Raw genomic sequence first — 14,841 nt, forward strand, 5'->3', positions numbered from 1 at the left:
CGGCGCCCACCCGACGCGACAACCGGGCCGCCGGCCTGCCCGCCATCAGCTCCGGAAAGCGAAAGGGCCCACCGACTCCGTCGGCGGACCCTCACGAAACTTCGAGGTTAATCCCTTTCGCAGGTGAGCGCTCGACGAACGTGCGCGACAAGGAGATGACAAGAAACGTGGGTTACGCTACGGCTTGCTTGTGCAACACCTTTCGAGGGGTGATGGCGATGTGCCGGCCTCGGCCTCTGGTCGATGAATTCAGATCCGGACGTTCCTTGTTACTGGCGGGTCGAAGCGTGTCCTCGTGGACGCGCGCCCAAGATGATTACCGCGCTGCAGGGGTTCCTTCGACAGAGATGAGCACCGGCGTTATGGGTGAGGCGATCGACCGCAGCGGTGACGCACGCGCCACCGAGGGCTTCTCCGTGACGCCCGCCCGGGGGTTCCTGCCGTGGATCAGAGTCACGGAGGCGGGTTCGGGCGAACGGCCGGACGTCGACCACGATGACCATCGCCCGCACCTCGCGCCGGCACACAGTCGACTGGTCTGCCACGTCCGCTGCCATCAGGCGGCTTGTGCGACACGGCACCCCGACGACCCGCACCGCGTCTGTCGGGACAGGCCGGACGCGCGACGGACATCCGGGCCGGAGCACGCCCGCACCAGAGCAACCGGCGGACCCCGGCCCTCGTCCTGACAGACAGGGCGTCCACTTCACGCCCCCTTCCAGCAACCGCAGAGAGGGGCGCATGCGTTACGCCGCCACGCGGCACGACGACCCGGAGCCGGTAATCCCCGGCAACCTTACCGACCAGTAAGCCTCTGTGCGGTGCGGCGGTGAACACCGCATGTCGCGCGGGTGCCCATGGCCCGTATTCTCCGTGCCTCTCACTCGACTCTTTTTCCGTTCCGAGAGGAAGACTTCCTCCCCTTCACCCGGACGACTCCGACCGTCAGTCATTCACAAAAGGTGCGTGCTCATGGAAATAAAACTCCTCGGCCCCTTGGAGATTCGTGAGGAAGGCGTGTACGTGCGCATTCCCGGCGAGAAGCTGCGGACCGTCATCGCCGTCCTCGCACTCTCTCCCGGGCGTCCGGTGTCCAGGCGCGACCTCATAGACGAGTTATGGGGAGAGGAGCCACCCCGAAATGCCGAGAATTCACTGCACGGCCACATCGCACGTCTTCGCCGCGTACTGGCGACCCACAGCGGGAAGCCCGGCCTCCGGGAAGTCATCGGGACCTCTCCGTCCGGCTACGCCCTGATCGGATCCGAAATCGAGGTCGACGTCATCCGCTTCGAAAAAATCATCCGGCGTGCCGAATCCCTCGATGACGGGCACATGGAAGAGGCCGCCGCACTTCTCACCGAAGCGACCAAGCTGTGGCGCGGTCCGGCACTGATGGACACCGGGCAGGGGGACCTCTGCCGCATGTCGTACAGTCGACTCCAACAGCTATGGATCACCGCGTACGAAAAACTGTTCGACATCCGTCTTCAGCTGAATCAGCACCGCTTGATCCTTTCCGAGCTGGAGCGCATGCACGCCACGTACCCGTACCACGAACACTTCTGCGCTCAGCTCATCACGGCCCTGTACCGCACCGGTCGGCAGGCGGACGCGCTGGACACGTACAACCAGATGTGCGAACGCCTCGCTCACAGCCTCGGGCTCGATCCCGGACGCGACCTGCAGGAGCGGTTCTACGGAGTCTTGCGTCAGGATCCGGCGCTGCTCTGACCGGCGGACGCCACGTCGGCCGCCGGGCGGGCGGCCGACGCAGCGACCGGTACGGCGACCGTCGGCGGGACGACCGATCGCAGCGCCCCCCGCGCCCCTCGCCTCCGGCCCCCCGAGGCGTCGTACCGGACCACACCCGCCCCTTTCATCCGCCGCGGCGACAGCATTCGCACTTTGCGCGCCAGTTGTCACCCGCACCGCATTTCGTCCCGCCCAATCCGAGGCACGCCGATCCCATATCCGGAAACCCACACGGAGAGCAAGGCCGCGACTGCAATACTCTCCGGTTCAGATAGACCGATGACCGGAACACGGAAGCGTACCGGAGGTAACGAAGGATGCGAGCACGTCCCCTACCACTGATATTTCCCAACTTCGCGCCAACGGCGCGGCGGGCCGACCGGATGCTTCAACTTCACAGTAAAATATGAGCATGAACTGGTTATCTGTTGGGCATGACCGAGAGGGGAGCCCCTCTCCCATGCTCGGGTTCGGGCTACTGGGGCCATTGGTCGCTTACTCGCATAGCGAGCCCCTCACCATCGGACCACCGAAACGACGAGCACTCCTGATCCGGCTGCTGCTGGAAAGAGGGTGTGCCGTTCCGCTCGGAACCCTGCGCGAGGACCTGTGGCCCGACAGTCCCTCGTCGAGTTCCGTCTCCTCCGTGCAGGCCCACATCAGCAGGCTCCGCGACGTGCTGGAACCGGGACGGACCCGGCGCGGCGGCACGAGTGTACTGGTCCGCGAGCCCATGGGGTACGCGCTGCGGGTCCCCTTCGAGGCCCAGGACGTCTATCACTTCGAGCGGATGCTGAAAGACGCGCGGCGGCTTCTGCGACTGGACCGCGTCAAGGAGGCCGACCAGGAGGTCACCGCCGCGCTGGCCCTGTGGCGGGGAGCCCCGCTCGCCGAGGCGACGGACTACCTCTTCGCTTCCCGGGAGATCACTCGGCTCAAAGAAGCCCACATGCTGGCGCAGGAGTTGAGGGTGTCCATCCTGATCACCGAAGGGAATCTGGAGGCGGCCCTCCTGGCGGCGGAGGAACTCACCGCCCGTACCCCGCTACGCGAGGTCGCCTGGGAGATGCTGGTCTCCACCCTGTACCGGTCGGGCCGGCCCGCCGAAGCACTGCACCGGTACGCGCGTCTGCGTGAACTGCTCATGGACGAACTCGGCATAGCCCCGGGCCCCCGGCTCCAGTGGCTGCAGGGCAAGATCCTGCGGCAGGAGGAACTGCCGCACGACCATGCTTACAGTTTCACTGCCTCCGCGTGAGCGACCGGACCGAGGACAGGGCGGGCTCGCGCTCCGGCGGGCCCACCGTCCGGATCACCGTGTGCCGGGCGAAGAGGGTGCTGGGCCGTAGGCCGAACATGGCGTGAAACGCACTGCTGAAGTGCGAGGGGCTGGCGAATCCCGCCTCCACGGCGGCCGTCGACAGGTCGGGCCAGGTCTCCAGCAGTTCCGCGACCCGCAGCATCCGGGCCCACATCCGGTAGCGCCGGAAGGTGGTCCCCGTCTCCGCGCGGAACAGTCTCAGGAACGCGGAGACGCTGAGCCCCGCCTCGGCCGCCAGGTCCTTCGCCGCCACCCGTCGGCCGTGCGGCCCGTCCAGGTGTGCCGTCGCCCGCCGCACCCGTGGGTCCCGCCGCTCGCCGAGACTGTCCGGGCCGACCCGGTCCAACCACTTCCGGACGTCCGCCAGCGGTGCGCCGCCGGTCAACATCGCAGCGCTGCGGGCTAGTTCGTCCTCGTACACGTGATCCGTGGCCAGTTCCGCGGTGCCGCCCATCCGCCGGCGGCAGGACCGCTCGCGTTCCGAGGCGGGGTCGAAGTAGCAGAAGGCCATGCGGGCGCCCTCGGCCACGATGCGGTGCCGCACCCGGGCGGGCACCAGAGCCGTCCGGGTGCGGCACCGGAAGCCGTGCTGCAGCTCGACCGTGAACGGCCCGTCGAGGCCCAGTGCCAGACAGCTCACCGCACCGAAGTGGACGTCCAGCTCCAAGGAGGGGCCCACGTACAGGGCCTGCCCCGGCCACAGCCACAACTCGGCGCGCTCACAGCACGTTTCTGAAAGCACCGCCGGACGCATACGGACATGCTAATCGCTGTCGGCACGCGTCCCTACGCCGTGCCGCACGTCCCCCGCCTTCCGTGAACGAACGAAGAGACGACATCATGTGGACCGAACGCCTCATCACCGCACTGCTGTTCATCGTCGGTGCGATCAATCTGCTGCCCGGTTTCGTCGCGGTGGCGCCGTCCCGGATCAGCACGGCGTACGGGGTCTCCGTCGACGGCGCCGACTCCGCCGACCTGACCTTACTGCTGCGGCACCGCGCCGTGCTGCTGGGACTGGTCGGGATCGGCCTGCTGTGCGCGGCGTTCATCCCGTCACTGCGGATTCCCGCCATGGCCGCCGGAGCCGTCAGCATGGGCACGTTCCTGCTGTTCGCCTACACCACGCCGGAACTCAACAGCGCCAACATGAGAGTCGCCCGCATCGACATCGCCGCCATGGCGCTGCTGGCGACGACGGCGGTATTGGTCGGCCGCAAGGGCGCCTGAGCCTGTGCCGTCCCGTCCCCGCGGCGGGGACGGGACGGCACACGGTCACACCGCGGTGGCGGCGCCCCGTTCCATCAGGCGCAGGGCGGCGCCGAGCAGTGGCCGGGCAGGGCCCGGCAACGGTGCCCGGGGAGCTCGGGAGCGGTGCCAGGGCAGTCGGTCCCGCACCCCCTCGGTCAGGGCCCGGGCCACGTGGGCACCGTGCGCGACCGACATGGCCAGGCCGTGGCCGCAGCAGCCGCCCACGTACCAGACGTCCCGGTGCCCATGGAGCGGGCCGACCACCGGCAGGCCGTCCGTGGTCATCCCGATGCGACCGGACCAGCGATGGGTGACCTCGGCCTCGGCGAGCGCCGGATGCAGCCGCCGCAGCCGTTCCTCCAGCCAGGCCCACACCCGCACCGCGCCGGAGTCGTCGGGCACCGGGGCGAGCAGCGGCCGGCCTCCGCCGAGCACCAGCCGCCCGTCGGGAGTCGTCCGGAAGTACGGGGCCAGCGGGTGAGCGTCGATCAGCGCACAGCCGGCCCCTCCCCCCAGCGCCCGGCGCACCTCCTCGGGCAGCGGCTCGGTGGCGACGGCGTGGACGAGCAGCGGCAGCACCGTGCCGACCGGCAGCCCGAGGTCGCCGGCCGCCGCGTTGACGGCCAGCACCGCCTTGCCGGTGCGCACCGTACCGCCCGGGAAGGCCAGGCAGGTCCCGGCGCCGGAGCTGTCCGGCCGCAGGGCCAGCAACGGGCTGTTGCCCAGGAAGCGGACCCCCTTGGCGGCGCACGCCCGGGCCAGCGCCCCGGTGAGTGCGGCCGGGTCCAGCGTGGCGGCGCGGTAGGACAGCCCGGCGTGGTACGGCACGTCCGTGCGGTCGCGGATGTCCGCGGCGGAGAGGACCGGCACGTCCAGGCCGAGATCGCGGTACGCCGCCGACTGCCGGGCGAGGGCGGCCAGCCCGTCGGCGGTGCGGGTGGCCACCACCTGTTCGCCCGTACGGACGGTCCCGGTGACGCCCACCCGGGCGCACAACTCGACGGTCCGCTCCACCGCGTCGACGCTGGCCAGGTGCATTCGGCGGGCGGCGTCCGGGCCGAAACGGCGGACGGCGCGGTCGACGGGCGGTCCGACCCTCGGCCCGAGCAGGCCGGTGCCGCGCCCGCTGGCCCCTGCCGCGGGACCCTCGGCGTCGACGACCACGATGTCCAGGGAGGGGTCGCGGTCGGCCAGGTGGTACGCGGTGGAGAGCCCGGCGAGCCCGGCACCGACCACCGTCACGTCCGCGTCGAGCACGCCGCTCACCCGTGGCGGCGGGGCCTGCTCCGCGCCGGGGGGCGCCGCCGGGTCCTGGCCGGGTGTCGTCCAGCACGGCCGGCCGGCCGCGGGTCTCGTCATGGCTTCTCCAGGGGGGTCATCGTGTCTCCGGGGACGGTCGCTGGTCGGTCCCGGCGGTGATCAGCACGTCCTGGTCGGCCAGGGTGTGGAAGGACCGGGCGTGCCACAGCAGCGGCCGGCCCTCGGCCGAGCGCACCGCCGCGATACGGCCCACCACCAGGCAGTGGTCTCCGTAGCGGCGCACGTCCTCCGTCAGGCAGACCGACCAGCCGAGAGTGTCGTCCAGCACTGGCACGGTCAGCTCGGTGCCGTGGTCCACCTCCGCGAACCGCTCGGCGGCTCCGGCCCGGGGGTCCGCGAAGAGCTCGGCGCGCGCCCGCTGGGACTGCCGCAGCAGATTGACGGCGAACCGACCCTGCTCCGCGATCGCGGCCAGGGTCCGCGAACCGGTGCTCAGACAGACCAGGAGCAGCGGTGGATCGGCCGAGAGCGAGGTGACCGCGGAGGCTGTGCTGCCGACCGGGCCGTCCGGGCCGCGTGTGGTCACCACCGTAACGCCGGACGCCAGCCTCGAGTAGAAGTCCCGGCAGGCGGCCTGACCGGCCTCCGGCAAAGTGAGCGGGACGGACGCGAGCGCGTGCGGCTCACCGGGTGGTGGTCCGGCAGTGGCCTGACGCATCACCGGGCTCCTTTCTGAGAGTTCGTCATTCGCAGATCGCGGTGGCGTCTTCGGATACTCGCCGGCCGCGGAGGCCGGTTCGGCTCCGCGGGGGCTGCCGCCGCCGGCCGGGGACCGGTCACCCCGCTTCGAGCGCGTCGCGCAAGGCCATCAGGGTGGCGCGGGCCGTACGGCGGTTGCGGTCGCGACGCCGCACCACTCCGGTGAGCAGCGGGGCGGTGGCCGTGAGCAGCCGGCCGTGCAGTCCGCGCCGCCGGTCGTACCACTCCTCGGTCACCTCGCACCCTCCGGGCACCTCGGTGAAGCGGTACGTCCAGCGGGAGAGCGGGACCCCGAAGAAGCTGACATCGAAGGAGAACTCCTCACCGGGGACGGACTCCACCACCCGGCAGATGGTCACCCAGGGCAGCCAGGAGGCACGGTTGCGGCCCACGAAGCGGGCTCCGGGCTGCGGGCGGACGACCGCCCCGGGGAGCCAGGCCCCCCGGCACTCCGGGCTCCACTCCCCCATGCGCCGCACGTCGCTGACCGCGGCCCAGGCCGTCTTCGGCGGCACCTCGATGGTCAGCCGCTCGGCCACGGCGGGGCCGTTCCTCGGTTCGCTCACCGTTTCACCTCTTCGACATCACGGGTTCCGGCCGTCCGGGCCCTCCGGCCCGGCAGCCACCAGTTCCAGCGGGCCATCAGCCGCATCGTGGCCGGTACCACGAGCAGCCGTACGACGGTCGCGTCGAGGGCGATCGCCACCGCCATGCCGATCCCGATCTGCTGGATGGGCAGGACCCCCGCGAACGCGAACGCCGTGAACACCGCCACCATCAGGACGGCGGCGCCCGAGATCAGCGGTGCGGTGGCGGCCATGCCGCGGGCCACGCTGCCGGTCTCGTCGCCGGTGACGACGTAGTCCTCCCGGACCCGGCTGAGCAGGAACACCTCGTAGTCGGTGCTCAGACTGAACAGCAGGGTCACCAGCAGCACCGGGACGAAGTTCGTGAGGTTGCCGTTGCTGTCGAAGCCCAGCAGGCCGCTGCCCCAGCCGTCCTGGAAGACCAGCACCAGGACTCCGTAGGTAGCGGCCATCGAGACCAGGTTCATGAGGATCGCCGACAGCGGCAGGAACACCGACCGGAAGGTGACGAGCAGCAGGAGGTAGATGACGGCGAGCATGGTGGCGACGACCGGCAGCATGCTGTCCGAGATCACCTTGTTGGCGTCGACGCCCTCGGCGGTCTCACCGCCGGTCCACACCTGCCAGCCGTCCGTCCCGGCCAGCGGAGCGGACGTGGTGCGCACCGACTCCAGGAGCTCCCGTACGGACGCGGAGGACGCGGTGTCGTCGCCGACGACCTCGATCACCAGGGCGCGGCCGTCGGCCGGGACGAAGTGCCGTACGGCGCTGCGCAGATCGGCCGGCAGCCGCTCGGCGGCCGGGGGTGCCAGGGCCGCGAACGGTCGGGCGGCGTCCACCTGGCGCAGTGGGGTGACGACGGAGTCGACGCGTACCACCCCGGGCAGCCCGGCCAGGTCGTCGTGCAGGTCGAGCAGCCGGGCCGAGTCGGCGGCCGGACGCTCCCACAGGGGTGCGTCGGACTCCACGACGACCTGGACCGGTGCGGCGCTGCCCACGCCGAACTGGTCCTTGGCGGTGTCGTAGCCCTCGCGCACCGCCGTCCCGGTGGGCACCACGCCGGCGTCCGGGGTGAAGGTCTCCAGCCTCAGCGACGGCGCTGCGAGGATCCCCATGCCCACGAGGCTGACGAGCAGGACGGCGACGGGCCGGCGCATCACGCTGCGGCTGACGGACGCCCACCGGCTCGGCCGGTCGTCCTTGCCGGCCGGTGCGCGGCGGCCGATCCTGCCCCATTCGATCCGCGGGCCGAGCCGCTGCAGCAGGACGGGCAGCAGCAGCACGCTGGTGACGATGGAGAAGGCGACGACGACGACCGCGCCGAGCGCCATCGACCAGATGACGTTGAGGTCGACGAGGAAGAGGGTCGACATGGCGGCGACGATGGTGACGCCGGAGGCGACCACGGTCTCGCCGGAGGTGCGCAGGGTGCGGGCGACGGCCCGCTCCACGGCGTCGGCGGCGGGGTCGGGGCCCTCGGCGCGCAGTTCGTCCTTGAAGCGCATGATGACGAAGAGGGAATAGTCGACGCCCACGCCGAGGCCGAGCATGGTGGCCGCGTTCTGGACGAAGACGGACAGCTCGGTGTGGCGGGCGACGACCGCGAGCAGTCCCAGGGTGAGGACGACCGAGGTGACGCCGACGAGCAGCGAGGCGAGGGCGGCCGCCACACTGCGGAAGAGCAGCAGGAGGACCAGGGCGATCAGCGGCAGGGTGATCAGTTCCGCGCGGAGCAGGCCCCGTTCGCTGAGGTGGTTCACCTCGCCCCACAGCGCCGCCTGGCTGACCAGGGAGACCCGCAGCCCGCGCGGCTCGTAGACGTCGCTCAGGTCTTCCTGGATGCCGGGCAGCACACGGCGGGCGGTGCCGTCGTCGAGCGAGGAGCCGAGCCGCACGAGCACGGTGTGCCCGTCCTCGCCGACGAAGGAGCGGCGGGCCCGGTCGCCGGTGAGGGAGGTGTAGCCGTAGTCGCTGGTGATCTTCAGCCCGGGGTCACGGGTGACGTGCTCGACGGCGTCCCGGACCCTGTCGTCGAAGGCGGGGTCGCCCCGCTCGTGCCGGGTGTCCTCGACGACGAGGGTCAGGGAGGTGGCACCGCGCCCCTCGAACCCGTGGGTGACCCGCTCGGCGGCGGCCTGCGAGTCCGAGCCCGTGACGTACCAGCCGCCGCCGCTCAGCTCGTCGGCAAGCTGGGTCGCTCCGTAGCCCGCCACCAGGATCAGCAGGACCCACAGGGCGGCCAGCGGCCGGCGGCGGCGACGGGTGAACCGGGCGGTCCCCGTGGCCATCCGGGCCACCCGTCCGAAGTCGCCGGGTGCCTCGCCCGCGGCACCGCCGCCGGACGGCGCCACGGGAGTCCGGGAGGTCTCCTGGGTCATGCACGCATCGCGATTCCGTGCGCGCGGTCGTCGGTGAGGATCTCCATCAGGGCGCGGTTGCCGGCGCGCAGGCGGGCCGTGCGACCGGTGATCTTGTTGGTGATCTCCAGCTCGCAGGCGGCGATCTTGGTGTTGAGGCAGTGCTTGATGCCGCCCGGCGGGTTGTAGTAGTTCAGTCCGACGAACTGCTCGGGCCGGGCGTCGAAGCGTCCCCGGACGGACACGGTGTCGTCGCCGCCGACGAAGTTCCAGTAGAAATAACCGAAGTCGGCCTTCGCGGTCAGCGCCTGGCGCAGGGAGACCAGGGAGTACTCCCGCTCCTCGTGGCGCAGGACCATGAAGGTGACCATCGGCGTGGTCACCGGGCCGACGACCCGGGTGCGCCCGGTGACGATCTCCAGGAAACTGTCGGGTGCGTCGTCGAAGCCCGCGACCTGGCCGAAGGCGTAGTAGTCGGTGTGTCTGCTGCCCCAGTTGTGGCACTGGCTGCCGGTCCAGCCGTCGATGTCGATCCGCCGGCCGTCCACGGTGAGGGTGCCGTCGTAGACCGCGAGCGGTACACCCACCAGGTTCTTGGCCTTGGGGAAGCCGCCGGTGAACATCTTCGGCGGCAGCAGCAGGAGCGGCGGCTCGTCGCCCTTGTACGTCAGGTCCCAGGCGATCCGCGCGTTGGTGCCCGTGGCCTCGCCGCGCAGGGCGCCCGGTTCCAGCACGCTGTCACTGACGCGCGCCCCGAAGGCGTCCCGGTCGAAGGCGCACTCGGCGATCGGGAACTCCTCCTTGGCGACCACGTGTTCGCCGGTGACCCCGTCGAAGTAGATCGCCCACAGCTCACCGATGGCCGCCTCGGGCATGTCGGTCGGGCTGAAGATGGTGTACCTGATCCAGAAGGCCCGCGGCTCCGTGGGGTGGTTGCCGCGCTGGTAGAAGCTCTCGTAGTGCCCCTCACGCTGCCCCGGCCGGTAGAGCGTGCGGTTGAGAGTGTTCGCGTCGGCGGTGGTGTAGTCGGTGTGCATGGGTCCCGTCTCCTCCGGTCTGCTGTACGTGGACACGGCAGGTGTGGCTGTCGGTCGGCAGGTCGGAGCCCGCGTCGGGTCCCCGGTCGGCTCGGCGCGGCCGGGGACGGGACGCCGGCTCTCAGTCCGCCGTGGTGCCCACGGCGACCGGGACGGCCGCGGGTCGCGGGGCGTTGCGGCGTTCGTGCAGGGTCATGGCCATCCCGTACTTGGGCCGCAGGGTGATGGTGGCGTGATTGACCACGCGGTGCGACGGGATGTGCCGGAAGTCGTACCGCCTGATGAGCGCGGCCAGCAGCAGGTGCGCCTCCAGCAGCGCGAAGTGCTTGCCGATGCACAGGTGCGGACCGGCCCCGAAGGGCATGTACGCGAACCGGCTGCGGCCCTTCTTCTCGGCCGCCCCGAAGTGCCCGGGGTCGAAGCGCTCCGCGTCGGTCCAGTGGTCCGGGTGGCGGTGGATGTTGAACAGGTTCACCAGGATCCGGGAGCCCTTGGGCACGTGGTGGCCGCCGAGCACGGTGTCCTTGAGCGCGAGCCGGGGCACGATCGGCGCCGAGGGATACATCCGCAGCGCCTCCTCGAAGATCTGCAGGAGGTAGGGCATCCGCTGCAGGTCCGCCACCGTCGGCATGCCGTCCCCGAGTTCGCGGTCGACCTCCTCCTGGGCCCGGCGCAGGATCTCCCGGTGCTGGGAGAGGAGGTAGAAGGCCCAGGTGAGCGTGACGGCGGTGGTCTCGTGGCCCGCCGCGAAGGTGGTGATGATCTCGTCGCGCAGCTCGCGGTCGGTCATCCCCTGACCGGTGTCCGCGTCCCGGGCGGCAAGCAGCATGTCGAGGAGGTCCTTGGCACCGCCCTCGGGTGTGCCGGCCGCTCGGCGCTCCTCGATGAGGCCGTACATCATCCCGTCGAGCCCCTCCATGACCCGCTGGAAGCGGCGGTTGCGGGGGGTGGGCCAGCTGGTCGGCGGGCTGAAAGGGTTCTGCAGCCGGTCGAAGGCGTAGTTGACGGCGACGTCCACGACTTCGGGGCTGAGCGCGTCGCGGGTTCGGCTCACGTCGGTGCTGAACATGCAGCGGCTGACGATGTCCAGAGTGACCCGCATCATCTCGCCGTGCACGTCGACCTCTGCGCCGGTCGGGTAGCCGCGTTCCATGAAAGCGAGTTGCTCGGTGGTGGACTCCACCATGGCGCGGAACATCCCCGACAGCGCCTGCTTGGAGTAGATCGGCTGCATCATGCGGCGGTTGCGCATCCAGCTCTCGTGGTCGTCGCTGGTGAGCAGGCCCTCCCCGAGGATGAGCCGGAGCGGGTTGTCCGGGCCGAGCTTGCCGTAGGTGGGGCTGTCGGTGAGCACCTCTCCGGCCAGCTCGGGGCTGGAGACGCCGTGCACCACGACGGTGCCCAGCCGGTAGCGGACGAGGTCGCCGTGGGCCTTCCACCCCTGGTGCATGGCGTCCAGGATGTCCTTGCGGAAGTCCACGATGTTGCCGAGCAGCGGCAGGCCGCCTGCTTCCGGTGCGGGTCCCTTGTGCTGCTGCCCCGTTGTCATGCTCGATGTCCTTTCCGCGGCTGTCACTTGCGTCCGAGCGCGCAGACCCAGCCGAGCGAGCGGCGCGGCTCGGAGACGAACCGGACGTCCCTGAACCCGGCCTCGGCCAGCATGTCGGTCAGTTCGGCGCCGGACAGGATGCGCAGTCCGTCGCGTTCCGAGCGTTCGGTGAACTTCTGGCCGAAGTACCGCTGGAGCAGCGAAGGGTCGGCCGCGGCCTCCCGGCTCATCTCCAGGGTGATCGCGATCTGTCCGCCTGGCCGGAGCACCCGGTGGGCCTCGGCGAGGCCGCGCATCGGGTCGGGCCAGAAGTAGAAGGTCTCGATCGCGCTCACGTGGTCGAATCCGGCTTCCTCGTAGGGGAGGTCGGCGGAGTCGCCGTGCCGGACCTCGACGCGGCCCCGGGCGATGCCGTCGGCGTTGCGGCGCACGGCCTGGCTGACCATGTCCATCGAGTAGTCGACCCCCGCGACGAAGCCCTGCGGGGTCCGTTCGGAGATCAGCCTGACCGCCATGCCACCGCCGCATCCGACGTCCAGAACCCGCTGGGTGCGCCGGATGTCCATGTGTTCCAGCGCCCACACCGTCAACGAGCGGTGCTGGAGCGTCATCAGGTGACCGACGAGCTGCCCAGCCGTGCCGTTGGGCTGCCGGAAGTTCGCCTCGACGACTTCCAGAGGCTTCTTCAAGAGCGTGCCGATCATCCGGTGGTCCTTTCGCGGCTGGCAGTGTGACGGACAAACCCGACCGGCGGCGCGAGAGGGCCGCCGGGGTTCCCGCCCGGTTGAACGGCACCGGCGGACACACACGGCCGATCGTCGAAGTCCTCCCGGTGCGCCGGCAGCGGGCCCGTGGCGCGTTCCGACCCTCCGCGGACACGGGTCGCACGATCCGTCCGCGGAGGGTCTGCGCGGAGAGGGCAGGATTCGAACCTGCGAGGGCTTTCACCCGGTCCGAATCGCTCCGGAACCCCGTTGGGCCGCTTCGGGTACCTCTCCCTGCAGCGAGCCGGGTGGCTTTCGCCCGCTCGCCGATGTCCATAATCCTGCCGCCCGCCCCTGAGATTCCTCTGAGACGGTCCTGAAATCGCGGACTCACTCGCGTCAACGGCGGTCGGCGGTAGGAGACATCCAACCGGTCGGCCGGCTGCGTACCCCGCTGTCCGGGTGTCCACGGCAACGAAAGAGAGATCCAGTGCTGGAATCACCGAAGCCCACGGCGGAACTGAACGATCCCTGCTGCCTCGGCGAGGGAGAGGCGCGGCGGCTCCTGGCCGGCTCGCGCTGGCGCCGGATGGTGGTGCTCGGCGACGGCCGGGCCGAACGGCGTCCGGAAGCGACCGAGGGCTACCTGAGTGTTCCGTGGCCCACCCGGGTCGCGGACGCGCTGCGGGAGGTGGACCCGCGGTTCGCCTGTCTCGATCTGCTGAACGCGCGGGTGCGGCAGGTCGCCCAGGTGCGTTCGCGGCAGCTCCCGGAAGCGCTGGCCTTCGGAGGGGACCTCGCGGTGGTCCATCTGAGCGGGCACGATCTGCTGGGGCCGGGGCTCGCGGCCGACGCCGTCCGGACGGAACTCACCCGGATCATCGCCCCGCTGCGCGAACGCGGTTACGACGTCGTGCTGATGGATCCCTTCGACCTGACGCGGTCGGCCGCCGGCCGGGGCGCGGACACCGAGACGGTGCGGATGCGGCAGCGGGCCCGGACCAAGCGCTCCCGGGCACTGGCGCTGCGGCACGGAGCCCTGCACGTCGACCTGTCGGAGGGCCCCCCGGAGCGCGGCGCCGGGGTGTGGGGCGGCACCGGTACGGCCTTGAACGGCCGGGGGCACGCAGTGACGGCGGCGGCCGTGGTGCGGACGCTGGGCGGGATACGCGGACGTTCCGCCGGCTCCGCCCCGGGTTCCCTGGACGTCACCGGGCTCCGGCCTACGGAACCCGGTTCTCCAGCGTCACCTTGAGCCGGCCGAGTGTGGCGCGCATCCCGGCCCGATTGGCGAGGTGGCGCCGGTCCGGCCGCGTACCGGTGAAGATCCGGCCGAGCAGGCCGGTGAACCCGCCGCGCCGGCCGGTCCGCAGGTCCTGCCAGTACTCGGTCACCAGGGTGCCGCCGTCCTGAGCGGCGAACCGGTAGCCCCACAGAGCCACCGGGAGTCCGAAGGTGCTGACCCGGAAGGCGAACACGGCGCCCGGTTCGGCCCTGGTGACCCGGCAGGAGGTGAACCAGACGAACGGGCCTTTGCGGTTGAAGCCGATGAACCGGGCTCCGGCGGCGGCGGGTCCGGGGGGCACCCCGCGCACGGTCCGGCACTCCGGGCTCCACCGCCCCATCGACCGCACGTCGGCCACGGCCGCGTACACGTGGTCGGCAGGCGCCTCGATGAAGACGCTTTCCTCTATCTGCCAGTGACGTTCCACCGGAACGGTCGGCTCCCTTCTGCGGCGCGGCGCCCGCCGGCCCGAATGGGCGGCGCGCCGACCGGCCCCGCATCGGCGTACGGTGTCAAGCGGGACATGCGCTCGTCAAGCCCGGGTGAGGACGAGCACCGCGTTCTGCCCGCCGAAGCCGAAGGAATTGCTGACGACCACCTCGACCGGCATCCAGCGGCCCTCCTTGGCCACCACCTCCAACTCGATCTCGGGGTCCAGGCTCTCCAGGTTGGCGGTCGGCGGGACGAACGACTCGGCCAGCGTGAGCGCGGACACGGCCGCCTCGATCGCTCCGGCGGCGGACAGCGAGTGCCCCGTGACGCCCTTGACCGACGTGACCAGCGGCCGGTCCCCGAGGACGCCGTGGATCAGCCGGGCCTCGGTGGCGTCGTTGATCAGGGTCGCGGTCCCGTGCGCGTTGACGTGGTCCACCTCCTGAGCGGTGACGTCGGCGTCCCGCAGTGCCGCCCGCAGCGCGAGCGCGGCCCCCTTGCACTCCGGGTCGGGGGCGGTCGGGTGGTAGGCGTCCGCGGAGGC

Annotated in this window: 14 protein-coding genes and 1 tRNA gene (1 of these 15 cut by a window edge); 4 read left to right on the forward strand and 11 right to left on the reverse strand. The window is 71.0% G+C overall.

What is annotated here, in order from left to right; translation table 11 throughout:
* The first annotated feature begins 972 nt into the window (after positions 1–972).
* On the forward strand, positions 973–1,734 hold the full coding sequence (locus ACZ7G3_RS12415) for an AfsR/SARP family transcriptional regulator (RefSeq protein WP_470925148.1): 762 nt from the start codon (positions 973–975) through the stop codon (positions 1,732–1,734).
* Positions 1,735–2,215: 481 nt separating this feature from the next.
* Positions 2,216–3,013: an AfsR/SARP family transcriptional regulator gene (locus ACZ7G3_RS12420; RefSeq protein ID WP_470925150.1), complete on the forward strand. Its 798-nt coding sequence runs from the start codon at positions 2,216–2,218 to the stop codon at positions 3,011–3,013.
* Here the strand turns inward: ACZ7G3_RS12420 and ACZ7G3_RS12425 are convergent.
* The gene (locus tag ACZ7G3_RS12425) at positions 2,997–3,818 is read right to left on the reverse strand and encodes a helix-turn-helix domain-containing protein (RefSeq protein ID WP_470925152.1); all 822 of its coding nucleotides are present in this window, start codon (positions 3,816–3,818) and stop codon (positions 2,997–2,999) included. The two genes, ACZ7G3_RS12420 and ACZ7G3_RS12425, sit on opposite strands and share 17 nt — an antisense overlap.
* A gap of 74 nt (positions 3,819–3,892) precedes the next feature.
* Between ACZ7G3_RS12425 and ACZ7G3_RS12430 the strand changes: the two genes are divergently transcribed.
* A complete protein-coding gene (locus ACZ7G3_RS12430; protein WP_470925154.1) occupies positions 3,893–4,306 on the forward strand; it encodes a hypothetical protein in 414 nt (137 codons plus the stop codon).
* A 45-nt stretch (positions 4,307–4,351) separates the two neighbouring features.
* On the opposite strand, the gene ACZ7G3_RS12435 is transcribed toward ACZ7G3_RS12430, so the two are convergent.
* The 8 genes from ACZ7G3_RS12435 to ACZ7G3_RS12470 all read right to left on the reverse strand — a co-directional run bounded on the left by ACZ7G3_RS12435 (position 4,352) and on the right by ACZ7G3_RS12470 (position 12,874).
* Positions 4,352–5,686 (reverse strand): NAD(P)/FAD-dependent oxidoreductase, encoded by a 1,335-nt coding sequence (locus ACZ7G3_RS12435; RefSeq protein WP_470925156.1) that lies wholly within the window; start codon positions 5,684–5,686, stop codon positions 4,352–4,354.
* 16 nt (positions 5,687–5,702) lie between these two features.
* Entirely contained in the window at positions 5,703–6,305 is a 603-nt protein-coding gene (locus ACZ7G3_RS12440) for a flavin reductase family protein (RefSeq protein WP_470925158.1), read from the reverse strand.
* A 118-nt stretch (positions 6,306–6,423) separates the two neighbouring features.
* A complete protein-coding gene (locus tag ACZ7G3_RS12445) occupies positions 6,424–6,912 on the reverse strand; it encodes an SRPBCC family protein (protein ID WP_470925160.1) in 489 nt (162 codons plus the stop codon).
* A complete protein-coding gene (locus tag ACZ7G3_RS12450) occupies positions 6,909–9,311 on the reverse strand; it encodes an MMPL family transporter (protein ID WP_470925162.1) in 2,403 nt (800 codons plus the stop codon). Before ACZ7G3_RS12450 ends, ACZ7G3_RS12445 begins: the two co-directional genes overlap by 4 nt.
* The gene (locus ACZ7G3_RS12455) at positions 9,308–10,327 is read right to left on the reverse strand and encodes a hypothetical protein (protein WP_470925164.1); all 1,020 of its coding nucleotides are present in this window, start codon (positions 10,325–10,327) and stop codon (positions 9,308–9,310) included. Before ACZ7G3_RS12455 ends, ACZ7G3_RS12450 begins: the two co-directional genes overlap by 4 nt.
* Before the next feature lie 121 nt (positions 10,328–10,448).
* Positions 10,449–11,876 (reverse strand): cytochrome P450, encoded by a 1,428-nt coding sequence (locus ACZ7G3_RS12460; protein ID WP_470925166.1) that lies wholly within the window; start codon positions 11,874–11,876, stop codon positions 10,449–10,451.
* Between the two features lie 23 nt (positions 11,877–11,899).
* Complete coding sequence (locus ACZ7G3_RS12465; RefSeq protein ID WP_470925168.1) at positions 11,900–12,580, reverse strand: class I SAM-dependent methyltransferase; 681 nt, start codon at positions 12,578–12,580, stop codon at positions 11,900–11,902.
* 207 nt (positions 12,581–12,787) lie between these two features.
* A tRNA-OTHER gene (locus ACZ7G3_RS12470) sits at positions 12,788–12,874 on the reverse strand.
* A gap of 196 nt (positions 12,875–13,070) precedes the next feature.
* On the opposite strand from ACZ7G3_RS12470, the gene ACZ7G3_RS12475 reads away from it, so the two are divergent.
* Positions 13,071–13,835: an SGNH/GDSL hydrolase family protein gene (locus tag ACZ7G3_RS12475; protein ID WP_470925170.1), complete on the forward strand. Its 765-nt coding sequence runs from the start codon at positions 13,071–13,073 to the stop codon at positions 13,833–13,835.
* Here the strand turns inward: ACZ7G3_RS12475 and ACZ7G3_RS12480 are convergent.
* Positions 13,804–14,292: an SRPBCC family protein gene (locus tag ACZ7G3_RS12480; protein ID WP_470925172.1), complete on the reverse strand. Its 489-nt coding sequence runs from the start codon at positions 14,290–14,292 to the stop codon at positions 13,804–13,806. The two genes, ACZ7G3_RS12475 and ACZ7G3_RS12480, sit on opposite strands and share 32 nt — an antisense overlap.
* A 105-nt stretch (positions 14,293–14,397) precedes the next feature.
* Positions 14,398–14,841: the 3' portion of a beta-ketoacyl-[acyl-carrier-protein] synthase family protein gene (locus ACZ7G3_RS12485; protein ID WP_470925174.1), read on the reverse strand. The gene runs 804 nt beyond the window's last position; only the last 444 of its 1,248 coding nucleotides appear in the window; its start codon lies off the right edge, out of view; the stop codon is at positions 14,398–14,400.

This window comes from Streptomyces sp. NPDC037271, assembly GCF_055603605.1.